This is a genomic window from Pseudomonas allii (assembly GCF_055380095.1).
Window position 1 is genome coordinate 3,635,669 of record NZ_AP039450.1, and the last position, 24,306, is coordinate 3,659,974.

General features: G+C 62.2%; 19 protein-coding genes. 14 read left to right on the top strand and 5 right to left on the bottom strand.

Annotated features, from left to right (window positions below; all coding sequences use genetic code 11):
* The first annotated feature begins 101 nt into the window (after positions 1-101).
* Positions 102-803, top strand: a complete 702-nt coding sequence (locus ACZ445_RS16300; protein WP_058424105.1) for a FadR/GntR family transcriptional regulator — start codon at positions 102-104, stop codon at positions 801-803.
* A gap of 17 nt (positions 804-820) precedes the next feature.
* Positions 821-1,507: a GntR family transcriptional regulator gene (locus ACZ445_RS16305; protein ID WP_058424106.1), complete on the top strand. Its 687-nt coding sequence runs from the start codon at positions 821-823 to the stop codon at positions 1,505-1,507.
* Between the two features lie 131 nt (positions 1,508-1,638).
* On the opposite strand, the gene ACZ445_RS16310 is transcribed toward ACZ445_RS16305, so the two are convergent.
* Positions 1,639-6,507 (bottom strand): NAD-glutamate dehydrogenase, encoded by a 4,869-nt coding sequence (locus ACZ445_RS16310; RefSeq protein WP_310862974.1) that lies wholly within the window; start codon positions 6,505-6,507, stop codon positions 1,639-1,641.
* A 490-nt stretch (positions 6,508-6,997) separates the two neighbouring features.
* Here ACZ445_RS16310 and ACZ445_RS16315 point away from each other — a divergent pair, with 490 nt between their 5' ends.
* From ACZ445_RS16315 to ACZ445_RS16350, 8 genes are all read left to right on the top strand, one after another.
* Positions 6,998-7,351 (top strand): hypothetical protein, encoded by a 354-nt coding sequence (locus tag ACZ445_RS16315; protein ID WP_058424108.1) that lies wholly within the window; start codon positions 6,998-7,000, stop codon positions 7,349-7,351.
* 259 nt (positions 7,352-7,610) lie between these two features.
* Positions 7,611-8,570, top strand: coding sequence for an AAA family ATPase (locus ACZ445_RS16320; RefSeq protein ID WP_034106117.1), 960 nt, complete (start codon positions 7,611-7,613; stop codon positions 8,568-8,570).
* A gap of 5 nt (positions 8,571-8,575) precedes the next feature.
* The gene (locus ACZ445_RS16325) at positions 8,576-9,508 is read left to right on the top strand and encodes a DUF58 domain-containing protein (protein ID WP_179029850.1); all 933 of its coding nucleotides are present in this window, start codon (positions 8,576-8,578) and stop codon (positions 9,506-9,508) included.
* Complete coding sequence (locus tag ACZ445_RS16330; RefSeq protein ID WP_058424110.1) at positions 9,505-9,999, top strand: DUF4381 domain-containing protein; 495 nt, start codon at positions 9,505-9,507, stop codon at positions 9,997-9,999. The genes ACZ445_RS16325 and ACZ445_RS16330 overlap by 4 nt, the downstream gene beginning before the upstream one ends.
* Positions 9,992-11,080: a vWA domain-containing protein gene (locus tag ACZ445_RS16335; RefSeq protein WP_310862973.1), complete on the top strand. Its 1,089-nt coding sequence runs from the start codon at positions 9,992-9,994 to the stop codon at positions 11,078-11,080. The genes ACZ445_RS16330 and ACZ445_RS16335 overlap by 8 nt, the downstream gene beginning before the upstream one ends.
* Positions 11,077-12,816: a tetratricopeptide repeat protein gene (locus ACZ445_RS16340; protein ID WP_464707274.1), complete on the top strand. Its 1,740-nt coding sequence runs from the start codon at positions 11,077-11,079 to the stop codon at positions 12,814-12,816. The genes ACZ445_RS16335 and ACZ445_RS16340 overlap by 4 nt, the downstream gene beginning before the upstream one ends.
* Positions 12,813-14,453 (top strand): BatD family protein, encoded by a 1,641-nt coding sequence (locus tag ACZ445_RS16345; protein ID WP_058424113.1) that lies wholly within the window; start codon positions 12,813-12,815, stop codon positions 14,451-14,453. Before ACZ445_RS16340 ends, ACZ445_RS16345 begins: the two co-directional genes overlap by 4 nt.
* Positions 14,454-14,527: 74 nt before the next feature.
* Positions 14,528-15,055: a hypothetical protein gene (locus ACZ445_RS16350; RefSeq protein WP_058424114.1), complete on the top strand. Its 528-nt coding sequence runs from the start codon at positions 14,528-14,530 to the stop codon at positions 15,053-15,055.
* Positions 15,056-15,253: 198 nt separating this feature from the next.
* On the opposite strand, the gene ACZ445_RS16355 is transcribed toward ACZ445_RS16350, so the two are convergent.
* Positions 15,254-15,493 (bottom strand): hypothetical protein, encoded by a 240-nt coding sequence (locus ACZ445_RS16355; RefSeq protein ID WP_464707275.1) that lies wholly within the window; start codon positions 15,491-15,493, stop codon positions 15,254-15,256.
* 426 nt (positions 15,494-15,919) lie between these two features.
* Between ACZ445_RS16355 and ACZ445_RS16360 the strand changes: the two genes are divergently transcribed.
* Genes ACZ445_RS16360 through ACZ445_RS16370 form a run of 3 tightly spaced genes read left to right on the top strand, consistent with a single transcriptional unit; the run spans position 15,920 to position 21,386 of the window.
* On the top strand, positions 15,920-17,161 hold the full coding sequence (locus tag ACZ445_RS16360) for an exonuclease SbcCD subunit D C-terminal domain-containing protein (protein ID WP_464707276.1): 1,242 nt from the start codon (positions 15,920-15,922) through the stop codon (positions 17,159-17,161).
* The gene (locus ACZ445_RS16365; RefSeq protein WP_464707277.1) at positions 17,158-20,796 is read left to right on the top strand and encodes an AAA family ATPase; all 3,639 of its coding nucleotides are present in this window, start codon (positions 17,158-17,160) and stop codon (positions 20,794-20,796) included. The genes ACZ445_RS16360 and ACZ445_RS16365 overlap by 4 nt, the downstream gene beginning before the upstream one ends.
* Entirely contained in the window at positions 20,793-21,386 is a 594-nt protein-coding gene (locus ACZ445_RS16370) for a glutathione S-transferase (RefSeq protein ID WP_058424117.1), read from the top strand. Before ACZ445_RS16365 ends, ACZ445_RS16370 begins: the two co-directional genes overlap by 4 nt.
* A 127-nt stretch (positions 21,387-21,513) precedes the next feature.
* On the opposite strand, the gene ACZ445_RS16375 is transcribed toward ACZ445_RS16370, so the two are convergent.
* The 3 genes from ACZ445_RS16375 to ACZ445_RS16385 all read right to left on the bottom strand — a co-directional run bounded on the left by ACZ445_RS16375 (position 21,514) and on the right by ACZ445_RS16385 (position 23,299).
* The gene (locus ACZ445_RS16375; RefSeq protein WP_058424118.1) at positions 21,514-21,693 is read right to left on the bottom strand and encodes a hypothetical protein; all 180 of its coding nucleotides are present in this window, start codon (positions 21,691-21,693) and stop codon (positions 21,514-21,516) included.
* Between the two features lie 156 nt (positions 21,694-21,849).
* The gene (locus tag ACZ445_RS16380; protein WP_058424119.1) at positions 21,850-23,025 is read right to left on the bottom strand and encodes a lactonase family protein; all 1,176 of its coding nucleotides are present in this window, start codon (positions 23,023-23,025) and stop codon (positions 21,850-21,852) included.
* Positions 23,012-23,299 (bottom strand): DUF5629 family protein, encoded by a 288-nt coding sequence (locus tag ACZ445_RS16385; protein WP_058424120.1) that lies wholly within the window; start codon positions 23,297-23,299, stop codon positions 23,012-23,014. The genes ACZ445_RS16380 and ACZ445_RS16385 overlap by 14 nt, the downstream gene beginning before the upstream one ends.
* Positions 23,300-23,440: 141 nt before the next feature.
* Here ACZ445_RS16385 and ACZ445_RS16390 point away from each other — a divergent pair, with 141 nt between their 5' ends.
* Positions 23,441-24,259 (top strand): hypothetical protein, encoded by an 819-nt coding sequence (locus ACZ445_RS16390; RefSeq protein WP_464707278.1) that lies wholly within the window; start codon positions 23,441-23,443, stop codon positions 24,257-24,259.
* The last annotated feature ends 47 nt before the right edge of the window (positions 24,260-24,306 follow it).

Sequence of the window (24,306 nt, forward strand, 5' to 3'; positions counted from 1 at the left end):
CGATAGCGATCTACCCGTCAGTGATTATGTGACTGACACACCGTCATCGGGGGCAAGCCCCCTCCCACACATCTATTCGCAACATCAAGGAGACGCACGACGTGATCAGCACCTCAACCGTCGTCAATTCAGTCGTAGAAAAACTCCGCGCCGCCTTGGCGCGTGGTCAGTGGCGCCGGGGTGAAATGCTCCCCGGCCAGCGCGAACTGGCTGAACAAATGGGCATCAGCCGCCCCAGCCTGCGCGAAGCGGTCATCGTGCTGGAAACCCTCGGCCTGGTGCGCTCCATGCCCGGCAAAGGCGTGGTGGTGCTGGAAACCAGCGTCAGCGAACCGCAGTCCAGCGATGCCGTGGCCGACGCCAGCCTGGAAGACATCCTGCAACTGCGCTACACCCTGGAACCCTTCATTGTCGGCCTGGTGGCCCAGTCCATCAGCAGCAAGGAAGTCGGGCAACTGCGCCTGACCTTGATGGACATGCGCGAAGCCCTCGACGCCGGTGACGCCGAAGCCGGCATGAACGCCTACATCGGCTTTCACGAGGAACTGTTCGCCCTCACCTCCAACCCGATCTTCCAGAACGTGGTGCAGCAGACCAGCAATGCCCTCAAGCAAAGCGCCCAGGTGCTGCGCAACTCGCCCGAACACCTGGCCGAGCGCCTGCAGGAAAACGAAGCCGTGGTGCGCGCCATCCGCAATAAGAACAGCGCCCTGGCGAGTGCCGAGATGCGTCGGCACATCCTGCAGGAAGGCCTGCGCATGGGCATTGCCCTGAACATCCCGGACGACCATCTCGGCAGCTGATTTTTTGGAGACAGGCCATGACCGCCCACGCCTTGCACTACGACCCCATCCTGCCAACCCTGCGCCTGGTCGCCGGTAAAAAGCCTTCGGTGGATGACATCTACCCGCGCTTGTTCGACGCCATCCTCGAACAACGCATCGCCCCGGCGAGCCGTTTTACCGAAGAAGGCCTGGGCGAGATCTTTGGGGTGAGCCGCAGCGTGATACGCCGGGTACTGGCCAAGCTGTCCCATCAGCAAGTGATCATCCTGCGCCCCAACCAGCGCGCCCAAGTGGCTGCGCCGGATGCCCAGCAGACGCGACAGATCCTCGAAGCACGGCGCATGACCGAAATCACCGTGGTGCAACTGGCTTGCGCCCAGGCGACAGACGCGCAGATACGTCAGTTGCGCGAACTGATTGCACGGGAACGTGATTGTATCGAACGCGATCAGCGTGGACCGGCGATTCGGTTGTCGGGGGAGTTTCACCTGCAATTGGCGACGATGGCCGGCAATGCGCCGTTGGCGCAGTTCCTCAACAGCCTGGTGCCGTTGACGTCATTGATCATTGCCCAGTACGAGGCAAAGGCCTGCACGTATTGCGCGTGGCAGGAGCATGTGGCGATTGTGGATGCGTTGGAGCAACGCGACTCAAGCACCGCAGTGACCCTGATGACCCAACACCTGGATCACCTGGAAAGCAAATTACTGAAACACCACTGACCTTCAGGCAAATTACGAACCAAATGTGGGAGGGGGCTTGCCCCCGATAGCAATGGCTCAGTCGGCATCTTCACTGACTGACACACTGCCATCGGGGGCAAGCCCCCTCCCACATTGGTTTCACCAGGGGATCAAGCCGGTTGCGACACCGACTGCCCACTCAACGCCAGGTCCAGCAACTCACGGTTGGCCACTGCGTACATGGCGTAGTCCGTGCCGACCGCCGCACGAATTTCCACCATCATCGCCACCCAACGATCGGCCATGTCCTTGTGCTGCTCAAGCCACAGGGCCACGCGGGCTTCCATGTCTTGTGGCGCATCGGCCATTTGCAGGACGGAGATGGTGATCGCACGTTGCTGCCAGTCCACATCGTCACGGAACGCTTCGCGGGCCTGGGCCTGCCAGTTGTTGCCCACCGGCAGATCACTGATCTGCTGCAGGTACCACGGCAAGTCCAAGGCGCTGCCAACGGCAAAGTAGGCCTTGGCCACTTCGGCGGCGTCATGCCCGGTCACGTCAGCGGCTTCAATGATCGGCAGCAAGGTGTACAGGTGGGTCGTGCCTGCAACCATGCGCGCCAACAGTTCCGGTACGCCAGCTTCGGTGTAGGCCTGGTAGCGCTTCTGCCAGCCTTCGCGGGTCGGGCCTTCCAGCAGTTCGTCGAGCTTGAGGCCCAACGCCGCCAGGTGCGGACCGAAGTGCGCGGTGTCACGGCCAGCGTCCTGCTCGTTGCGACGGCTGCGCAGGAACCAGCGCGTGGCGCGACGGCCCAGGCGCATCAGCTCGTCCATCAACTGCAATTGCACGTCGGCGGAGACCTGGTGGTCCAGGGCTTCAATCTGACGGAACCAGTGCGGGAGGTGGAAGATGTCACGCACGATCACATACGCGCCAGCCACGTTCGCCGGGCTCATGCCGGTCGACTCTTTGAGTCGCTGCACGAAGGTGATGCCCATGTGGTTGACCAGGTCGTTGGCGATCTGGGTGCTGACGATCTCGCGCTTCAGACGGTGGCGACGCATGGCCTCCCCGAACTTGGCGACCAGGCTCGGCGGGAACGCGGTCTCCATGTCACGGGTCAGGTACTCGTCATCCGGCACCAGGGACTTGAGCAGGGCTTCCTTGAGGTCGATCTTGCTGTACGAGATCAGCACCGACAGCTCTGGACGGGTCAGGCCCTTGCCGTTGGCGGCGCGCTCGGTGAGCTGCTCCTCGGTCGGCAGGTACTCGATGGCGCGGTCCAGCTTGCCACGGCCTTCCAGGTCGCTCATCAGGCGCTTGTACTCGGCGGCACGCTCGTAGGCACGGCGCGCCGCCAGGGACAGGGCCTGGGTCTGCTTGTAGTTGTTGCCCAACACCAGGTTGCCGACTTCGTCGGTCATGCTCGCCAGCAACTGGTTGCGTTGCTTGTCGGTCATGTCACCGGCCTGCACCACTTCGTTGAGCAGGATCTTGATGTTCACTTCGTGGTCGGAGCAGTCCACGCCACCGGCGTTGTCGATGAAGTCGGTGTTGGAACCGCCGCCATTGAGGCCGAATTCCACACGACCCAGCTGGGTCATGCCGAGGTTACCGCCCTCGCCCACCACCTTGCAGCGCAGCTCGTTGCCGTTGACGCGCAGCGCGTCGTTGGCCTTGTCGCCCACATCGGCATGGCTTTCGCTGCTGGCCTTGACGTAGGTGCCGATACCGCCGTTCCACAACAAGTCCACCGGCGCCTTGAGCAAGGCGTTCAGCAGTTCGGTCGGGGTCAGCTTGTCGGCCGCGATGTCGAAGCGCTCTTTCATCTGTGGCGAGATGGCAATGCTCTTCGCGCTGCGCGAGAAGATACCGCCGCCTTCGGACATGATGCTGGTGTCGTAGTCGGTCCAGGCCGAACGCGGCAGCTCGAACATGCGCTGGCGCTCGACGAAGCTGGTGGCCGGGTTCGGGTTTGGATCGATGAAGATATGCAGGTGGTTGAAGGCCGCGACCAGTTGCAGCTTGTCGGACATCAACAAGCCGTTACCGAACACGTCGCCGGCCATGTCGCCGACGCCCACCACGGTGATGCTGTCTTCCTGCACATTGATGCCGCGCTCACGGAAGTGACGCTGCACGCCGACCCACGCGCCCTTGGCGGTGATACCCATTTTCTTGTGGTCGTAACCGGCGGAACCACCGGAAGCGAACGCATCGCCCAGCCAGAAGCCGTAGTCGATGGCGATGCCGTTGGCGATGTCGGAGAAGGTCGCAGTGCCCTTGTCCGCAGCAACTACCAGGTACGGGTCATCGTCGTCATGGCGCACGACGTTGGCCGGCGGCACCAGGGCGCCATCCTTGAGGTTGTCGGTAATGTCCAACAGGCCGGAAATGAAGATGCGGTAGCAGGCGATGCCCTCGGCCGCGATCTCGTCACGGCTGCCGCCCAGTGGCAGGCGACGCGGCAGGAAGCCGCCCTTCGCCCCCACTGGCACGATGACCGAGTTCTTCACTTGCTGGGCTTTCACCAGGCCAAGTACTTCGGTACGGAAGTCTTCTTCTCGGTCGGACCAGCGCAGGCCGCCGCGTGCGACGTTGCCGAAGCGCAGGTGCACGCCTTCGACCCGTGGCGAGTAGACGAAGATTTCGAACTTCGGCACTGGCTTGGGCAGCTCAGGGATCGCGTGCGGGTTGAACTTGAAGCTGAAGTACGACTTGTTCTGGCCGTTCGCGTCGGTCTGGTAGAAGTTGGTACGCAGGGTCGCCTTGATCAGGTCCAGGTAGCGACGCAGGATGCGGTCTTCGTTGAGCACCTGGACGTCGTCCAGGGCGCTGAGGATCGCTTGTTCCAGGCGTTGCTGCTTGTCTTCCAGGTCTTCAGTGGTGAGCTTGCGCGCCAGGTAGAAACGGGTCTTGAACAGCCGGGTCAACTCGCGGGCGATGTCGGTGTGGTTGTTCAGGGTGCTGGCGATGTAACCCAGGTCGAAGCCCAGGCGGATCTGCTTGAGGTAGCGGGCGTAGGCACGCAGCAGCGCGACGTCACGCCATGGCAGGCCGGCGGTGAGTACCAGGCGGTTGAACGCATCGTTCTCGGCGTCGCCATGCACGATGTGCACGAACGCGTCCTGCAGGGTGTCGTTGAGCTGCTGGATATCCAGGTTCACGCCTTCGGCGGCGATAAACGCGAAGTCATGGATCCAGAACTCACGGCCATTGGCGTGACGCAGACGGTACGGGAACTCGCCCAGCACACGCAGGCCGAGGTTTTCCAGGATCGGCAGCACGTCGGACAGCGCCAGCGGGGTGTCGGCGTGGTAGAGCTTGCAATGCAGCTCGCGCTGGCCGGAAACCTGGCCCAGCGGCTGGTAGAAGCTCATCACCAGCGGGTTGGCTTCGGTGAGGCTGAGCAAGTGCTGCATGTCGACCACGGCCGAATGTGCGGCAAAGCGCTCGCGGTAACCAGCCGGGAAGCCTTTCGGGAAGTCCGCCAGCACGTTGGTGCCGTGGGCTTCGCCGAAGCTTTCCACCACCAGGCTGGCATAGTCGTCCTGCCAGCTGCGGCAGGCCTGTACCACTTCTTTTTCCAGTTGCAGAGGGTCGATGTCCAGGCGGTTCTTCGGGTCAACCCGCAGAATCAGCTGCACGCGGGCCAGCACGGACTCGGAGAAGAAGGTCCAGAACTCGCAGTCCGAGGCCTTCAGGCGATCCATCAATACTTGCTGGATCTTCTGGCGCACTTCGGTGGAATAGATGTCGCGTGGCACGTAGGCCAGGCAGTAGCAGAAACGACCGTACGGGTCTTTGCGCAGGAACACGCGGATCTTGTTGCGCTCCTGGATCTGCACGATCGACATCACGGTGCTGAACAGCTCGTCGACCGGGGTCTGGAACAAATCGTCACGGGGCAGCACTTCAACGACTTGCGCCAGCTCCTTGCCCAGGTGCGCCTTGGGCTGGAAGCCGGAGCGGCGCTCGATTTCCGCGACCTTGCGGCGGATATACGGAATCACCCGCACGCTTTCGCCGTACACCGACGAGGTGTACAGGCCCATGAAACGGTGTTCCTTGATGACCTTGCCATCGGCGTCGATTTCACGGATCGACACGTAGTCCGGGTACGCCGGACGGTGCACGCGGCTCGGGTGCGCGGCCTTGGCGAAGGACAGCACGGTCGGCTCACGCAGGTAGGCCACGGCATAGTCTTCGATACGCAGGTCGTCGGCGGTGAGGCCAGCACGCAGCAGCTTGGTCAGACCGAGGAAGGAGTCGGCGTCATATTCGATATGACCGCCGTCCGCCTCGTCACGTACCACGAATTCTTCATAGCCGAGGAAGGTGAAGTGGTTGCCCACCAGCCATTCCAGGAAGTTCTTGATCTCGGCTTTTTCCTCGCCGTCGATAGCGAACTGGCTAGCGTCGATACCGGCCAGCAGGTCCTGGACCTTGGCTTTCATCGGCTCGAAATCGGCCACGGCCACACGCACTTCACCCAACACCTGCTCAAGCTCTTTGCTCAGCACGTTCAGTTCGGCGGCGTTGGCGCAACGGTCGATTTCCAGGTACATCAGCGATTCTTGCTGGATGCCTTCGCCCTGGGTGCCTTTTGGCAGGATTTCCAGCAACTCGCCCTTGGCGCCACGGCGTACGCTGAGCACGGTGGTCTGCAAGGTGTGGATGCTGTAGCCACGGCGGTTCAGCTCGGTGCGGACCGAGTCCACCAGGAAGGGCAGGTCATGGTGCAGCACTTCGACCGCGGTGTGGGTCGACTGCCAGCCATGACGTTCGTAATCGGGGTTGTAGACCCGCACTTGCGGTTGGGTGTGATCAAAGCGCTCAAGCAGGCGCCACGCAGAGAGGGTGCAACCGGCCAGGTCGGAAAGGCGACGCTGGGTCAGTTCGTCCAGGGAAATGATGCCGAAGAATTGTTCAGCGAACAGCGCCACTTGTGGCAGTGCCTGTTCACTGATGTGCTGCGCCAGTGCCGCTTGCAGTTGATGCTGGAAGTCGGCCTTGCTGGCTGCGGTGAAAAACGCCATCTGTGGTACTCCGCTTGGGCTTGTTATTGATGGAAGCGTCGCGTGTTATCCCCTTGCGGGGAGACCGTCAGCGCTGTTCGCTGGTGACGAGTAAAGCACCATAAACGAATCAGGGTGACAGGTGGGTGAAGCTGGACAAGACAATGAGGTCACATACAACTTCCATAAGATGCGCACCTAGCCGGGTGACGGTACGACGGGCAGGTCAGGCGCCAGGCTCATGCACATCCGTTGCGCAGCTTAACGAGTGTAGGAAGACAGCTGCTTGCGACGCTGCGACATATTCGGTCATCGGTAAGCAGGCGCCGGGTTGCGACTTGGGCAACCCGGGTTTTCCGGCAAAAAAACCGGCTACTTTCACACCTTCGAGTACCAGAAATGACCGATATTGCCCGCCAGGTCATGCATCGATCTGACACAGGAAGCAGCACAAAATTCGCTGCAATGGCACAATTGCCCGCATTACGCCCCCGCCCAGACAGGATTGCCCATGCTGCAACTCAAAACCGACGCCCTGATGGCCACCCCGTGTGACGACGAAGAAGACAACATGGCCATGCTCTGCTGCCACGGCAAGAACGGCGAGATGTTCATGCTCACCCGCTACCCGGATGAAGACGAGGTGGAGCTGACCTGGGACTATGAACCGTCGACGCTGGATGGGCTGAAGGTCACGCTGAGTGACACCACCCTGCTGGTCGAATTGGCTGCCGGGGATGCCGATGCCCTGGGTGGCAAGGACCAGCTGGAGATTACCCACGCCACGGCGGCGTCGGATATGGCCGAAGTCGAGGAAACCCTGCAAAACATCCTGAAAGGCACCGGCACTTTCGCCCGGATTTAAGCGGCACCCACAATCAAATGTGGGAGGGGGCTTGCCCCCGATAGCGGCGTGTCAGCCCCGGACGCAGCCACTGACCCACTGCTATAGGGAGCTAGCCCCCTCCCAAATCGACCGTGTTCCCACACAAATTTCCTACAAGATTTGCCAAAAATACCCGTCACGCCGTTAGTCGCCCCCCCCCTCGATGCATTAAAGTAGACGCCCCAGGCCTTGGCATTTTTCACAACCCCAAGGCTCATCTCTCCAGGAACCGTCATCGATGGAACATCGTGAAGCGCTGCTTGCGCTGCGAACTTTTCTTTCTACGCAGATTCTCGGCCAGGAAAAACTCATCGATCGCCTGTTGATCGCACTGCTCGCCGACGGCCATATGCTGGTGGAAGGTGCGCCGGGCCTGGCCAAGACCAAGGCCATCAAAGAGTTGGCCGAAGGTATTGAAGCGCAGTTCCATCGTATCCAGTTCACTCCCGACCTATTACCCGCCGACATCACCGGCACCGAGATCTATCGCCCGGAAACCGGCAGTTTCGTGTTCCAGCAAGGCCCGATCTTCCACAACCTGGTGCTGGCGGACGAAATCAACCGCGCCCCGGCCAAGGTGCAATCGGCGCTGCTGGAAGCCATGGCCGAGCGCCAGGTCAGCGTCGGGCGTAGCACCTATGACCTGTCGCCGCTGTTCCTGGTGATGGCCACGCAAAACCCCATCGAGCAGGAAGGCACCTACCCGCTGCCTGAAGCCCAGCTCGACCGTTTCCTGATGCACGTCAAGATCGGTTTCCCCGACGCCGCCGTCGAGCGACGCATCCTGCAACAGGCCCGTGGCGAAGCCCTCAACGGCGAAACCAAGCCGGAACGCCGCGTCAGCCAGCAGGCGATCTTCGCCGCCCGCAAGGAAATCCTCGGCCTGTACATGGCCGATGCGGTGGAGGAATACCTGGTGCAATTGGTCATGGCCACGCGCACCCCGGCCAAGTTCGACGCGGAAATGGCCGAGTGGATCGCCTACGGCGCCAGCCCGCGCGGCTCCATCGCCCTCGACCGCTGCGCCCGTGCCCATGCCTGGCTGGCCGGTCGCGACTTCGTCAGCCCGGAAGACATCCAGGCGGTGCTGTTCGACGTACTGCGCCACCGCATCATCCTGTCGTTCGAAGCCGAAGCCGCCGGCATCGACCAGGACCGCGTGGTACAACGCATTCTCGACGTCGTTGCCGTCGCTTGAAACCCATGAACGCCAGCGATGGAATCCGCATCACGCTCAGCGAGTTGATCGAGATGCGCCATCGCGTGCGCGAAGTACAGCTGTTTTCCACGCCAAGCCAGCGCAGCCCGCTGATCGGCCTGCACCACTCCAAGCTGCGCGGACGCGGAGTAGACTTCGACCAGGTGCGCGTGTACCAGGCCGGAGACGACGTGCGCACCATCGACTGGCGCGTGACGGCGCGCACCCAGGAGCCGCACACCAAGCTGTTCCATGAAGAGCGCGAGCGGCCGATCTTCATCATGGTGGAACAAAGCTGCCGGCTGTTTTTCGGCTCCGGGCAGATGTTCAAGTCGGTGCTGGCGGCACAGGCAGCCAGCCTGATCGGCTGGGCCGCGCTGGGCCACAACGACCGCGTGGGCGGGCTGGTGTTCGGCGACAGCGAGCACTACGAAATCAAACCCCGGCGCAGCAAGCAAAGCCTGCTGCAATTGCTCAACCGCCTGGTGCGGGTCAACCAGAGCCTGAATACCGAAAGCCGCCCCGAAACCGATGCCCTCGGCATGGCCCTGCGCCGTGGCCGCGAAGTGTTGCGCCCCGGCAGCCTGGTGATTGTGATCTGCGATGAACGCGCCCTCACCGAGGGTGCCGAGCAACAACTGAGCCTGCTGTCACGTCACTGCGACCTGTTGCTGCTGCCGATTTCCGACCCGCTGGACCACGCCCTGCCCGCCGCCGGGCTGCTGCGTTTCGCCGAACGTGGTGCGCAGTTGGAACTGGATACGCTCAACTTCGACCTGCGCCAGGCCTACAAGGCCCAGGCCGAGGCGCGCATTGCCCGCTGGGAACTGCTCGCGCAAAAACTGCGTGTGCTGTTGATGCCCTTGAGCACCCAGAGTGAAATGGTCGAGCAACTGCGCGAATACCTCAACCCGCAACGCCCGGTTAAAAAACAATGAGCAGCCTGGACCAACTGCAGCCACTGATCGCCCCGCCCGCTATCGGCTTCTGGCCGCCTGCGCCGGGTTGGTGGCTGTTGCTGCTGGTGATCCCGCTGCTCGGTTGGGGCCTGTGGTCGCTGCGCCGCTTCCTGCCGGCCCGCCGCCCCGTGGCGCGCGCCGAACAACCGCTGGACCCGCTGCGCATTGCCGCCCTGGCGGAACTGGCGCTGATGCCCAAGCCCTACGACGGCGCGCCTGCCGGCGCCTGGCTGCAACAGCTCAACGGCCTGCTCAAGCGCCTGTGCCGCAACGACTACCCCTACAGCCAGAGCCACACCCTCAACGGCCGCAAATGGCTGGCGTTCCTCGACAACCGCTGCCCCGCCGCCGGCCTCACGCGCTGGATGGTGCTGGTGGAAGGCGCCTACAAACCCGAATGCAAACTCGACGACAAGGCCATCGCCGGCCTGACCCAAGCGGTCGATACCTGGATTCGCAAACATGTTTGAATTCGCCTGGCCGTGGATCTTTGCCCTGTTGCCATTGCCCTGGTTGATGCGCCTGGTGCTGCCCGCCGCCGACAGCGGTGAGCCCGCCCTGAAAGTCAGCTACCTCAGCGACCTAGAAGGCCTGGCCCGCCGCCGCGCCCGCGTCAACCTGCCGGGCTGGCGCCAGCAAGCACCGTTCGTGGTGCTGTGGTTGCTGCTGCTGACCGCCGCCGCACGCCCGGAATGGCTCGGCGAACCGCTGCCCATCGCCGCCAGTGGCCGCGACCTGCTGGTGGCGGTGGACGTGTCCGGCTCGATGGATTTTCCCGATATGCACTGGCAGGACGAAGACGTGAGTCGCTTGAGCCTGGTCAAGCACCTGCTCGGTGATTTTCTTGAAGGGCGCCAAGGCGATCGCGTCGGCCTGATCCTGTTCGGCAGCCAGGCTTATCTGCAAGCGCCCCTGACGTTCGACCGCCGCACCGTGCGCACCTGGCTGGATGAAGCGCGCATCGGCATTGCCGGCAAGAACACCGCGATTGGCGACGCCATCGGCCTGGCCTTGAAACGCCTGCGCCAGCGTCCGGCGCAGAGCCGCGTGCTGATCCTGGTCACCGACGGCGCCAACAATGCCGGGCAGATCGACCCGCTGACCGCTGCGCGCCTGGCGGCCGAAGAAGGCGTGAAGATCTACCCCATCGGCATCGGTGCCGACCCGGAACAGACCGGCTCCCTGGGCATCCTCGGCGTCAACCCGAGCCTGGACCTCGACGAACCGGCGCTCAAGGCCATCGCCGAAGCCACCCACGGCCAGTACTTCCGCGCGCGGGATGGCGAAGAGTTGCAAGCGATCAAGCAAACCCTCGACAAGCTCGAACCCGTCGAACAACAACCCACCCAGGCGCGGCCCGCCCTGGCCTTGTACAGCGCGCCGCTGGCCCTCGCGTTGGTGCTGAGCATGTTGCTGGTGATTCAGGAACGTTGGCCGAACAACGCGCTGCAACGCTGGTTCAATAAACTGTCGAGCAAGGGGATGTTCCTGCAGCAACACCCGGAATGGCGCCAGCGCCTCAAACGCCTGCGTTTGCGGAGGCGTCGATGATCGACCTGTGGCCGCACTGGTTCCGTCCCTGGTGGCTGTTGCTGTTGCCGTTACTCGGCTGCCTGCTGTGGCACCTGTGGCACCGGCAAAAGCGCGCCGGGCGCTGGCAGATGATCTTGCCGCCGGCCTTCCACGCGGTATTGCTCAGCGGTGGCAACGGCCGCGAGAGTAAATCGCCGTGGGTGGTGCTCGGCATTGCCTGGCTGCTGGCGGTGCTGGCGTTGCTCGGCCCCAGTTGGCAAAGGGTTGAGCAGTCCAGCCAGAAGCCGTCCGACCCGTTGGTGGTGCTGCTGGAACTGACCCCGGAAATGCTCGCCACCGACAGCCCGCCCAACCGCCTGGAGCAGGCGCGGCGCAAGCTGTATGACCTGTTGCAGGCGCGCACCGACGCGCAAACCGCCATCATCGTCTACGCGGGCAGCGCCCATACGCTGGTGCCGCTGTCGGACGACCTGGCCACCAGCCGCAACCTGCTGGAAGCCCTGCGCCCCTCGATCATGCCCGAACCGGGCCACCGCGCCGACCTGGCCGTCGAGAAGGCGCTGGGCCTGCTCAAGCAAGGCGGCCTCGGCCAGGGGCGCCTGCTGTTGATCGGTTCTTCGCTGTCCAAACAGGAACGCCAGGGCATCCGCCTGCTGCTGCAAAGCGGCCAGGCACCGAGCTTGTCGATCCTCGGCATCGGCAGCCGCGAGGGCACGCCGGTGACCCAGGAAAGCGGCGAGTTCCTCAAGGACGAACAAGGCGCGATCCTGGTGCCGCGCCTGGACAGCCCGACCCTCAAGGCCTTCGCCAGCGAAATGGGTGGCCGCTACCGCGCTGCGCGGCTCGACGATAAGGACCTGCGCCAACTCGGCGTGCTCGACCCACCGCAAACCCTGCGCAACGACGGCCAGTTGCTGCACCTCGACACCTGGGCCGACCAGGGTTACTGGCTGCTCCTGCCGCTGTTGCTGCTGGCCGCCTGCGCTGGCCGGCGTGGCTGGCTGTTCTGCCTGCCGCTGCTGTTGTTGATTGCACCGCAACCCAGCTATGCGTTCGGCTTGCAGGACTTGTGGTTGCGCCCCGACCAACAAGGCCAGTATCTGCTGAAGAAAAAGCGCCCCGCCGAAGCCGCCGAACACTTCCAGGACCCGCAATGGAAGGGCGTGGCGCTTTACGAAGCCGGTAACTATGCCGAAGCCATCAAGCTGTTCGCCGAGGGTAATGACGCCTACTCCCACTACAATCGGGGCAATGCCCTGGCAAAAGCCGGTGAACTGGAAGCCGCCATCGACGCCTACGAGCAAGCTCTGGAAGCCCAGCCCGATCTGCAACCGGCACTGAAAAACAAAGCGCTGGTGGAAACCCTTATGCAGGAACAGGCCCAGCCGGAGCCGTCTTCTCCGGCAAAAAACGAGGATGACGAAACCACCCAACCCGGCCAAACTGCGCAACCGGGCGCCACAGGGCAAAACGCCACGGGCGGCGAACAGTCATCCCAAGGCCAGGGCGAAGCCGGCACTGGCGACACCCAGCCCGGCAACACGCCGCAAACCGCGGGCAATGAAGTGCCGGGCAGCGAACTGGGCGACGAACAGACCACGACCCCGCCGCTGCGGCCCAGTGATGCCAGCCTCGACGGTGAACATCGCCAGGCCCTGGAGCAATGGCTGCAGGAGATCCCGGACAACCCCGGAGAACTGCTGCGCCGCAAATTCTGGTACGAACAGCAACAACATCAGGACAAGACTCGATGAGCCGCCGCACCACCCTACTGCTTCTGCTCGCCCTGTCGGCAGGCCACGCCCAGGCGGCGAGCCTGATCGCCAGCGTCGACCGCAGCCGCGTCAACTCCGGGGAAACGGTGGAACTCACGGTGGAATCCAGCGATGTCACCCAGTTCGGCAAGCCCGACCTGTCGCCGCTGGATGCACAGTTCGAAGTCAGCGGCACGCGGCAGATCAACCAACTCACCACCCTGGGCGGCGACAACCACGCCACCACGCGCTGGATCATCACCCTGCTGCCCAGGGAAAACGGCACGGTGGTCATCCCGCCCCTGCAAGTGGGCGAACACAAGACCCAGCCGATCAGCCTGCAAGTGGTAGAAACCGCCAGCCAGAACACCGCCGCCGAGCTGGCGCCGGTGTTCGTCGAGGCCAACCTCGACCAGACCAGCGTCTACGTCCAGGCCCAGGCACTGTTGACTGTGCGCGTCTACCACTCGGTGTCACTGTATGACGACAGCAGCCTCACGCCGTTGCAGATTGCCGATGCGCGTGTGGAGCAGTTGGGCGAGTCGCGCACCTACGAAAAGGTCATCAACAGCATCCGCCACGGCGTGATCGAGACCCGCTACGCGATCTACCCACAGCACAGCGGCACGTTGGCAATCCCGGCGCAGACCTTCAGCGCGACGCTGGTGGAATCGCGCCCGCCCCAGGAAAACACCCTGCAAGGCACCAAGCCGGGCAAGTTGATCCACGTGAGTTCCGCAGAGCTGCCGCTGGTGGTCAAACCCAAACCGGCGCTGTACCCCGCCGATACACCGTGGTTGCCGGCACGCAGCCTGACCCTGAGCGAAAACTGGAACCCCGAACCCCAGCACGTGCAGGTCGGCGACTCCCTGACCCGCAGCCTCACGGTCAAGGCCGAGGGCCTGTCCAGCGCGCAACTGCCGGCGCTGCCCAGCACCGAGGTCAACGGCCTGCGCCGCTACCCGGACCAGCCGGTGCTCGGCAACCAGACCAACGACCGCGGCCTGATCGGCAGCCGCGAAGACCGCGAGGCGCTCGTGCCCACCCGCGCCGGCAACCTGGAACTGCCCGCCGTGGACGTGGTGTGGTGGAACACCCACGAAGACCACCTGGAGCGCTCCAGCCTGCCCGCCCGCACCGTGCAGGTTGCCATCAACCCGAGCCTGGCCGTGGACACCCCCGCCACGCCGACCGTGATCACCGCACCGGACGATGAACGCCTGTGGCTGTGGCAACTGAGCACGCTGATCCTGGCCTGCACCACCCTGCTGGGGTTTGGCCTTTGGTGGCGCGCACGTCGGCAACCGGCCGTGCAGCGCGCCGCACAAACCGGCCCGAGCCCGCGCACCCTGCTCGATGACCTCAAGCGCGCCACCCAGGCCAACGACCCCCAAGCCACCCGCCAGGCCCTCGACGCCTGGGCGCGGCAACAGCCGGAAACCCTGGCGGATATGGCGGCGCGGTTTATACCCCTGTCGGATGCGTTGGACGGGTTGAATGGCGCGCTGTACAGCGAGAGCGGGCATTTCTGGCTGGGAGAGGACTTGTGGCGTGCGGTGAAGGCGATTCCGATGGCTGAGCGTGAGGTGGATCCGACGGCGGATACCACCAGCTTGCCGCCGCTGTATCCCAAATAGCCAAGGTGACTACTTAAGATAGAACAGGCGTGGCCGATAAAGCGATGTAGCTTTCGATTAATGGAGTTTTTAAAATGGCCATTACGTTGAATGTTTCCTATCCGCCATTAAGTAAGCAGACAGACGCTTACACCATCAAAAATCCGCAGCAAGTCACGAATGCCTTCACCATTACCGAAGCCTCCGAGGCGGCGGATACATTGAAGCTTGGCGATCAGGAGAAGATCAGTCAGCTTAAGGAGTTTTTGAAAGATTATGATATGACGTCAATCAGTACCGCTGAATTGAAGAAAGTTGGCCGACGACTCTTTGACGACGGAATGATCAGTGAACGCGCATTTGGAATGTTCATTTCTGGTGACGGCGCATCCGATGCCAATGGGCGCCAGACAAACACCCACGTGAAGTTTAACGGCATAGCTTTATTCAACGAACAACTGGAAGACACAGTAGCTTACTTTAAAACCGATCCACGAATTAGCAAGCGCGATGGTGCCATGGACCATTTACAAAGCATGGTCGAGGCCAATCAAGCTATCAATGCGCTGGCCTACTTCGTAAAATCAACGCATAGTAATTTATCAGTAAATGAACGTGCCTAAATGCACAGCGTGAAGCACAGTGCGTCGAGGACTGTCCTGACGCACTGCCTTTAACCCCCTAGCGACCGTATCTGACCGTACCTGAATAGGATTTAGGTACCGCTTCGTTGTTTTTCAGCCTGACTCGATAGTTACCAAAAGGGCCTGAGTATGAGGCGTTACTGCCTATACTGAAAGTTTCCTTTTTCCACGTCCCGCCTACTTCTCGCTCGATAAAAATCCCGGGCGTCCTGCCAGCCCCCCTACTGTAACCATTGCATCGATGCTCGCCCCGAAACAGCCGTTGGCGGAGGTTATTGCAAATGGACCATGAGCAGTAACTTCCTCCTCAGGCGGTATGACTCCAGTGTAACTATCAGTGATATAGAGGCATAGCGCAGAGGCTGGCGTGGCAATCAACATCAATACAGCAAGCGGCAATGCAATAAGGCTTTTCATAATAGTCTCCATCAGTATTAAGAAACCACAAAAGCGCATCACACAAGGAGCACGTCAATTGACCACTCCACGCTTGCCAGACTGCATGAATTATTTATCAAAGTAAGCCAGCCGCTTCCTAAATTCTGGAAGGAAAGGCCTGTCATTTTTTAGTGTAGGAACAAGTAAGGTGCGTCCTAATCCTGCCTCCCACTTATAAGATCGGCATTTAATAGCATTGTACTTTGCGTTTTTTCAGATAAATATTCTAACCCTTGGCACGGGGCGGTTTACTCGCGAATGCGGTATGTCAGATAGAAATGCGCTGCCTGACCCACCGCCACCCGGAGCAAGCCCCCTCCCATATTGAATCTGCGTCGCCTGGGGGCAGCAGGGTCGCATTACAGGTAAACTCCCCTCCTTTTCATCTATTCTACGGAGTTCGCCTTGCGTCTGTTTCACACCTCCGACTGGCACCTGGGCCAAAACCTCCACGGCCAGGAACGCGACTTCGAACACGCCTGCTTCCTCGAATGGCTGCTGGGCCAACTCAAGACCCATCAGCCGGATGTGCTGCTCATCGCCGGCGATATCTTCGACACGGTCAACCCGCCGCTCAAGGCCCAGGAGCGGCTGTATGACTTCATCATCAGCGCCCACGAACAAAACCCCAAGCTGACCATCGTGATGATCGCCGGCAACCACGATTCCGGCTCACGCATCGAACTGCCCGCGCCGCTGATGCGTCGCCTGCACACCCACGCCCTCGGCCGCGTGTTGTGGCTGGACGACGGCCAGCTCGACGCCGAACGCCTGCTGATCCCGCTGCCCGATGCCAAAGGCAAGATTGCCGCCTGGTGCCTGGCTTTGCCTTTCCTGCGCGCGGCGGAAGTTACCGGCGCGCACCTGGGCGACGATTATCTGCGCGGCATCGGCCAGGTGCATGAATGGCTGATCGCCGCGGCCAACGCCAAGCGCAAAAAAGGCCAGGCGCTGATTGCCATCAGCCATGCGCACATGGCCGGTGGTTCGGTGTCGGAAGACTCCGAGCGCAGTCTGATCATCGGCAATGCCGAGGCGCTGCCGGCCAGCTTGTTCGATAAAAGTGTCGGCTATGTGGCCCTCGGCCATTTGCACAAGCCGCAGAAGGTCAATGGCGAGGAGCGCATTCGCTATAGCGGTTCGCCGATTCCGCTGTCGTTTTCCGAAATCGGCTACAAGCACCAGATCCTCGATGTGGCGTTCCAGGGCCAATGCCTGGTGAGCGTCGAGCCCATCCTGATTCCGCGTTCAGTCGACCTGCAACGCCTGGAAGCCGTGCCCCTGGCCGATATCCTCAAGGCCCTGGCCGAGTTGCCGGACGTCGACCTGCTCGCCGAGACCCAGCGCCACCCCTGGCTCGAAGTGCGCGTCCTGCTCGACGAACCGCAACCCGACCTGCGCCAGCAAATCGAAGCCGCACTGCAAGGCAAGGCCGTGCGCCTGGTGCGCATCGCCGCCGAGTACGCCGGCAAGGGCCCCCGTGAAGACGAAGGCGACGACCGCCTGATCGAACTCGACCAGCTCACGCCCCAGGAGCTGTTCAGCCGCGCCTGGCAGGACAGCTACGGCAGCGAGGTGGATGAACAGACCTTGAAGGACTTCGCCGTGTTGCTCCAGGAAGTGCAGCACGAGGAGGAACAGCCATGAAGATCCTCGCCATCCGCCTGAAAAACCTCGCCTCCCTGGCCGGCCCATTCGAGATCGACTTCACCGCCGAGCCCCTGGCCAGCGCCGGGCTGTTCGCAATCACCGGGCCGACCGGCGCCGGTAAAAGCACCTTGCTCGATGCCTTGTGCCTGGCGTTGTTTGGCGCCGTGCCGCGCCTGGGTGATACCGGCCAGGCGAAGATGCCGGATGCCGACAGCGACATTTCCATCGGTGACCCACGCACTCTGCTGCGGCGTGGCACCGGTGGCGGTTATGCCGAGGTGGATTTCGTCGGCGTCAGTGGCCGCCGCTACCGCGCGCGTTGGGAGGCCAATCGCGCCCGCGACAAGGCCAGCGGCAAGTTGCAGAACAGCCGCCAGAGCCTGATCGACCTGGACAGCGACCAACTGCTGGCCAGCCAGAAAACCGAATACAAGACCCAGCTGGAACTGGCCCTGGGCCTGAACTTCGAACAGTTCACCCGCGCCGTGTTGCTGGCGCAAAGCGAGTTCAGTGCGTTCCTCAAGGCCAACGACAACGAGCGCAGCGAACTGCTGGAAAAGCTCACCGACACGGCCCTGTACACCCAGTTGGGCCGGCGTGCCTTCGACAAAGCCAAAGAGGCCCGAGACGCGCACAAACAGTTGCAGGACCAGGCCACCGGCGTGGTGCCCCTGGCCCCTGAAGCCCGTGCCGAGCTCGATCAACAATTCGATGCCGCGCAGCAGCAACTCAAGGTCCATCAAGCCCAACTCAAGCAGTTGGAGCTTCAGCACACCTGGCTCAAGGAACTGCGTGAATGGCAGGAACGTCAACTGGCCGCCACCGAACAGCTGCAGCAGGCACAGGCCGATTGGAATAACCAGGACGCGCAACGCCAGGACCTGGGCCGCCTGGAACAGTTGGCGCCGCAGCGTCATCTGTTCGTGCGCCAGGCGGAACTCGGCACACAGCTGGCGCCGTTGGCGGCGCAGATTCAGTCCCATACGCGGCAACAAGCCGAATTGCAGGCCCGCCAGGACCAGGCCCGACAGCAACTGGCCTGCGCGCAAACCGCCTTGGCGCAAGCCCTGAAAAACCAGGCGGATGCTGCGCCTTTGCTGCGCCAGGCGTTCGAAGAACAAAGCACCCTCGCCCACTTGACCAAAGAGCTGACCAAGCGCACCGAGGACAAACAGCAGCACGCAAGCGCCTGCACCGAAGGCCAGGCTCGGCTGACTGACCTGCTGAAAAAACAGCACCACGTCGCAGAACGCCTGCAACGCCTGAGCACCGAGCTTGAGCGCAGTGCCGCCCTCGCGCCGCTGAGCGATGCCTGGACCGCCTACCGCGACCGCCTGCAACAACTGATGCTGATCGGTAACCGCCTGAATAAAGGCCAGGCCGAACTGCCGCAATTGGAGCAACGTGCAACCCGTGCCGTCGAACAGTTCACCCAGCAACGCGAAGCCCTTGACTTGCTGTATCAGGAGGCCGGTGCCGAGCCTCACGCCGTGGCCGAGCAGATCCAATTGCTGGCCAGCCTGCTGCAAGACAATCGCAAACAGCAGCGTGCCTTCGAAGACCTGACGCGCCTGTGGGACCACCAGCAACAGCTGGATCAGCAAGCCACCAGCCTGACGCAAAAGCTCACCGCGGCCCAACAGCAACGCGAACAGTTGAACCAGACCGGCCTGCACACCAAGGCCGAGCTGACCGTCGCGGAGCAGACGCTGAACGTGACCAGACAACTGCTGGAACGCCAGCGCCTGGCCCGCAGTGCCAGCGTCGAGGAGTTGCGCGAGCAGTTGCAGGACAACCAGCCCTGCCCGGTGTGCGGCAGCCACGAACACCCGTACCACCAGCCCGAAGCCCTGCTGCAAAGCCTTGGTCGTCATGACGAAAACGAGGAAGCCAACGCGCAGAAAGCGGTGGACACCCTCAAGGAGAAACTCACCGAGTTGCGTGGCGAAGTGGGCGGTTTGATCGCCCAGCAGAAGGAATACCTGCAACAACAGGAACACCTGGCGACGCAACAGCAAGCGCTGAAACCGAGCCTGGATGCACACCCGCTGGCCGCATCGTTGTTCAACCAAGAGGCCGCCAAACGCAGCGCCTGGCTTGAGCAGCAACTGAGCCAATTGACCCAGAGCATCACCCAGGACGAACAGCGCCAAGGCGCCCTGCTCAACCTGCAACAAAGCGCCGGGCGCCTGCAGCAGCAACTGCAAGCCGCCCAGGACGCGAGCCAGCAGGCCCGTCAATTACTGGTCGACCAGCAACGCGAACTGACGAGTGACCGCGAACGCCTTGAGCAGGAACTGAGTGCCTTCGCCAACCTGCTGCCCGCAGACACCCTGGCAGGTCTGCGCGCCGAGCCGGCCGCTACCTTTATGCAACTGGACCAGCAGGTCAGCCAGCGCCTGGAGCAGCTGAGCCACCAGCGCGACGAATTGGCCGAGCAACAGGAACGTCAACAGGCGATCGACAAGGAACAGACCCACCAGCAGCATCGCCAGCAACAACTCGACACCCTGCTCCAGCAAGTCACCGAGCTGGCGACCCAACAGAAAGCCGCTCAGGAAAAACTCAACGCGTTGCTCGGTGAACATGCCAGCGCCGAACAGTGGCAGCAACAGCTGGACCACGCCGTGACACAGTCGCGCCAGAGCGAAACCGACGCCAACAAGCAACTGCAGGAGATCCACAACGCCCTGATCCAACTGGCCGCCGACCTCAAGGCCCAGCAGGAACGCGAGCAGGCATTGCAGGCCGAACAACATGGCCTCGACGCGCGCCTGCGCGACTGGCGCGCCCAGCACCCGGAGCTCGACGACGCCGGCCTCAACCGTTTGCTGGCCTACGACGACGCTCAGGTCAGCCACTTGCGCCAGCAGTTGCAACACAGCGAGAAAGCCGTCGAACAAGCGCGGGTCCTGCTGCAAGAACGTGAGCAACGCCTTGCCGAGCACCAGGCCCAACACAATGGCAACCTCGCAGCCAATGAGCTGGACACCGCCCTGGCCACACTCAACCAACAGTTGGCCGAGGCCGAGAAACACTGCGCCGAACTGCGCGCGCGCCAGTCCGAAGACCAGCGTCGCCAGGACGCCAACCAAGCCTTTGCCGAACAGATCGCCAAGGCGTATGACGAATGGCAACGCTGGGCGCGCCTGAACGCACTGATCGGCTCGGCCACCGGCGACACCTTCCGCAAGATCGCCCAGGCCTACAACCTCGACCTGCTGGTGCACCACGCCAACGTGCAATTGCGCCAACTGGTGCGCCGCTACCGCCTCAAGCGCGGCGGCAGCATGCTCGGGCTGCTGGTGATGGACACGGAAATGGGCGACGAACTGCGCTCGGTGCACTCGTTGTCCGGCGGCGAAACCTTCTTGGTGTCGTTGGCGTTGGCCTTGGGCCTGGCGTCGATGGCTTCGAGCACATTGAAGATCGAGTCGCTGTTTATCGATGAAGGCTTCGGCAGCCTGGACCCGGAATCGCTGCAACTGGCGATGGACGCGCTGGACGGTTTGCAGGCCCAGGGGCGCAAGGTGGCGGTGATTTCCCACGTGCAGGAAATGCACGAACGCATCCCGGTACAGATCCAGGTCAAGCGTCAGGGCAATGGCTTGAGCACCTTGGAGGTCAAGTGAGCGAGGCGCTGCTGTATTCGTTCCGGCGTTGCCCGTATGCGATACGGGCACGCCTGGCCTTGCGTTATTCAGGTGTGCCCGTGCAGATCATCGAGGTGAGCCTGAAGGCCAAGCCGGCCGAGATGCTGGCGCTGTCGCCCAAGGGTACGGTGCCGGTGCTGAGCGTTGACGGACAGGTGATTGAAGAGAGCCTGGAGATCATGCAATGGGCACTGGCCCAGCACGATCCGGGTGATTGGCTGCTGCAGGATGACCCCGCGGTTTTGGCGCTGATTGCCGAGAACGACCAGGGCTTCAAGTATCACTTGGATCGATACAAGTACGCCGACCGCTACCCGGAACACCCCATGGAACACTATCGGGCCGAGGGCGAGGTGTTTTTGCAGAAGCTGGAAGGCCTGCTGGCGGAACGCGCCTACTTGCTGGCGGAGCATCCGAGCCTGGCGGACATGGCCCTGGCGCCGTTTGTGCGGCAGTTTGCCCATGTGGATCGGGAGTGGTTTGCCGGGACGCCGTATCAACGGTTACAAGCCTGGCTTCAGCGCGTCCTTACTTCACCGCTATTTATCGCCGTGATGACAAAACCCTGAGGCCGGCACAATCAAATGTGGGAGGGGGCTTGCCCCCGATGACGGTGGATCGGTCAGCTAATCTGTAGCTGACCCACTGCTATCGGGGGCAAGCCCCCTCCCACATTTGATCTCAGTGATCTACCGCTTAGTGCTGGGTCTTGTGATCCAGTGCGGCGTAGAAGTTGGCGCTTTGTTGCAGGTATTTCTGGGTGTAGGCGCTGGTGCTGGATTTTTTGCCGGTGACTTCCACGCTGGCTGCGGCAGGCAGGGCAACGGTGGCGGAAACAGCGGAAGCGGCGATGATGGAGAAGAGGTTCAGATTCATGTCGGTAACCCTTGTGTTCGTTTGGTTGAGTGGCCGGGGAAGGCCTTGGAACCAAACTTACGCCCGAGGGCTGAACCTTAGAAATGCTTTGAAACAGTAGCCGCTATTAACAGAATTAATAGAAAGGGTCAGGCCCCGCATGACGGGGCCTGTGGCTTATTGACGCACCAGGAACTTGAGGTCGCTGGGCGCATCAATCGGCAATTTCTGCACAGTTTTACCCAGCAGGCCGGTTTTTGGGTCGCGTTCGACCACGACGATTTCGTTGCTTTTCTGATTGGCGATCAACAGGAACCGACCGCTCGGGTCCAGGCTGAATTCGCGCGGGTGGTCACCGTCCACCGAGCGACGTTGCAACTCCTTGAGGTGCGCGGTGGCCGGGTCGATGCTGAACACCAGCAACTGGTTGGCCGTGCCACGGTTACTCACATAGAGAAACTTGCCGTCACTGGAGGCGTGCAATGCGGCCCCGGCCTTGTCGGACACCGGCTGCCCGGCGGCGAAGTCCACCAGTTGGGTCTGGGTCAACTGGCCGTCCTTGTAGTCGAACACCGCGAGCTGGGCGCTCATCTCGGTGGTCAACCAGGCGTGCTTGCCATCGGCGCTGAACAACAGGTGGCGCGGGCCGCTGCCGGGCGGCAGTTGCACCGAGGCCGGGTTGGCAGGGGTCAATGGCAGCTCATGGTTGGCCTTGGGGTCGTAGCGATAGGCAAACACCTTGTCCGCCCCCAGGTCCTGCACAAACACGTACTTGCCATCCGGCGACGACACCACCGAATGCACGTGGTTGGACGCCTGGCGCTCAGGGTTCACGCGGCTGGCCGGGTGCCCGCTCAGTTGCACCGGAGGCGACAGCTTGCCCGTGGCGTCGACCGGCAGCACCGCCAGGCTACCGCCCGGGTCTTCCACCACCGAATAGTTGGCGACGAACACGTAGCGCCCATCGGCGGCCACGCTGGAATGGGTCGGCTCATTGCCCAGGCTTTGCACCTGGTTGACCAAGGTCAACTGGTGAGTCTGTGGATCGATGCTGTAGCTGCTTACGCGCCCGACCGGGTCTTTCTGCCCGGGGCCGTTCTCGTTGACCACAAACAGGTGCTGCTGGTCCTTGGAGATCGTCAGCCAGGACGGATTGGCCGCTTTGGCCGCGAGCACCGGCTTGCCGCTGAACTGGCCAGTGCGGCTGTCAAATTGCAGGCGGTAGATGCCTTCGCTGCTGCCGGCGGTGTAGCTGCCCACCAACAGTTCATAGGTGTCGGCCGGCGCGGCTTGCACCGACATCGCGCCCACGCTGCCGGCCATCAGCAGCGGCCAGAATTTACGCATCATCATCCGCTTCATCCTCGTCGTTATTGTTGCCGGTGAAGGCGCGCATGCAGATCAGGCGGTGCTCGCCCGAATCACCGGTAAGGGTCCAGCTTTGCAAGGTGTCATCGAACGTCGCGGCGTTCACCTGTTCCAGGCTGAAGCGCCAGCGTTTTTCTGCACGGCCGTCCATGGCGGTGATCAGCAATTTTTCTTTATCGAGTTGGAAATCGAAGGCATGCAGCCCATCGATTTCAAGCATGTCGCTGGTTTCAAGGACGGCAGGCAAATTCTCAGTCATCACAGTCTTTCATCAGGTTCAAAGCGCTAATCATAGGCCAGTTTGCTGCCGGGGCCTAAAACCATAGCGGGCTACCGCATGCCAGCAACGCCGGGCATTACCTTGCAAGGACGCATTCTTATCCGACGTAAAGGAATTCCCATGCCCGCACAGCCCAACGCCCCAGCGGCAAACCCCACACGACAAGCGGTTGAAGCGCAGTTTCTCGGGCGCCCAACGTTGCGCACCGTCACCGCGCAAATGCTAGGCACCCACCTGGTGAAAAAGTACCCGCCCCTGACGCTGCCCGTCACCGATCTTCGGCTGGCCCTACCCCGCGAAGGCGGTGGCCGAGTCTTGCTGCCTTTGCTGGACGTCGCGCTGACCCATATCGCCGACGGCAGTTTTCCCGAATTGACGGCACGCCAGAACCTGGATTGCTACCTGAGCGATGCGACCGGCACTCGGCTCAGCTATCAGGTCAACGGAGATCGTCGCGACTTCGACCTGCGGGTTATCGAAGCCCTAATCCGAGAGCTGCCACACGTGCTGTTCATCGGTTTTCAAGAAGCGCTGGCCGCGTATTGGGGACAGGACAGTGACGCAGGAGGCAGCCGCTGGAAGTGGCTGGCCGATGTGCTGCAAGGCGTGTTGCTCGACTTCGCCACGCGCCAGACGAACGTCACTGCGCAACACCTTGAAATGCTCAGCGCCTTGAACCGCTATCCCGACCGGGCAACCCGTGCGCTCGGCCCCGCCCCCGCGAACGAGGTCCACGCCTACACCCTGGAAACGCACTTGCAGCGTTCGGGCAAGCGGCTCACCTTCCAGGCCACCGAAATCCTGGTGGTTTGCGCAGAGCAGGTGTTGTTGTATCGCTTATCCGGCGAGGTTGAGCCCTACCCCGACCTGGACACCTTCGGCCAGGCGTGGGGCAAGCACGTGCAACAGCGTTTCACTGCCGACCACATCACCTGGTAGCAGTACGAGCCGGACGGGAATATTTTTGAGGTACAGGCCGCACTTAT

Coding starts and splice junctions, on each gene's coding strand:
- ACZ445_RS16365 (WP_464707277.1), top strand. CDS start 17,158: ATGAAGATCCTCGCCATCCGCCTGAAAAACCTCGCCTCCCTGGCCGGC.
- ACZ445_RS16345 (WP_058424113.1), top strand. CDS start 12,813: ATGAGCCGCCGCACCACCCTACTGCTTCTGCTCGCCCTGTCGGCAGGC.
- ACZ445_RS16305 (WP_058424106.1), top strand. CDS start 821: ATGACCGCCCACGCCTTGCACTACGACCCCATCCTGCCAACCCTGCGC.
- ACZ445_RS16315 (WP_058424108.1), top strand. CDS start 6,998: ATGCTGCAACTCAAAACCGACGCCCTGATGGCCACCCCGTGTGACGAC.
- ACZ445_RS16310 (WP_310862974.1), bottom strand. CDS start 6,507: ATGGCGTTTTTCACCGCAGCCAGCAAGGCCGACTTCCAGCATCAACTG.
- ACZ445_RS16325 (WP_179029850.1), top strand. CDS start 8,576: ATGAACGCCAGCGATGGAATCCGCATCACGCTCAGCGAGTTGATCGAG.
- ACZ445_RS16385 (WP_058424120.1), bottom strand. CDS start 23,299: ATGACTGAGAATTTGCCTGCCGTCCTTGAAACCAGCGACATGCTTGAA.
- ACZ445_RS16320 (WP_034106117.1), top strand. CDS start 7,611: ATGGAACATCGTGAAGCGCTGCTTGCGCTGCGAACTTTTCTTTCTACG.
- ACZ445_RS16350 (WP_058424114.1), top strand. CDS start 14,528: ATGGCCATTACGTTGAATGTTTCCTATCCGCCATTAAGTAAGCAGACA.
- ACZ445_RS16340 (WP_464707274.1), top strand. CDS start 11,077: ATGATCGACCTGTGGCCGCACTGGTTCCGTCCCTGGTGGCTGTTGCTG.
- ACZ445_RS16390 (WP_464707278.1), top strand. CDS start 23,441: ATGCCCGCACAGCCCAACGCCCCAGCGGCAAACCCCACACGACAAGCG.
- ACZ445_RS16330 (WP_058424110.1), top strand. CDS start 9,505: ATGAGCAGCCTGGACCAACTGCAGCCACTGATCGCCCCGCCCGCTATC.
- ACZ445_RS16355 (WP_464707275.1), bottom strand. CDS start 15,493: ATGAAAAGCCTTATTGCATTGCCGCTTGCTGTATTGATGTTGATTGCC.
- ACZ445_RS16380 (WP_058424119.1), bottom strand. CDS start 23,025: ATGATGATGCGTAAATTCTGGCCGCTGCTGATGGCCGGCAGCGTGGGC.
- ACZ445_RS16375 (WP_058424118.1), bottom strand. CDS start 21,693: ATGAATCTGAACCTCTTCTCCATCATCGCCGCTTCCGCTGTTTCCGCC.
- ACZ445_RS16335 (WP_310862973.1), top strand. CDS start 9,992: ATGTTTGAATTCGCCTGGCCGTGGATCTTTGCCCTGTTGCCATTGCCC.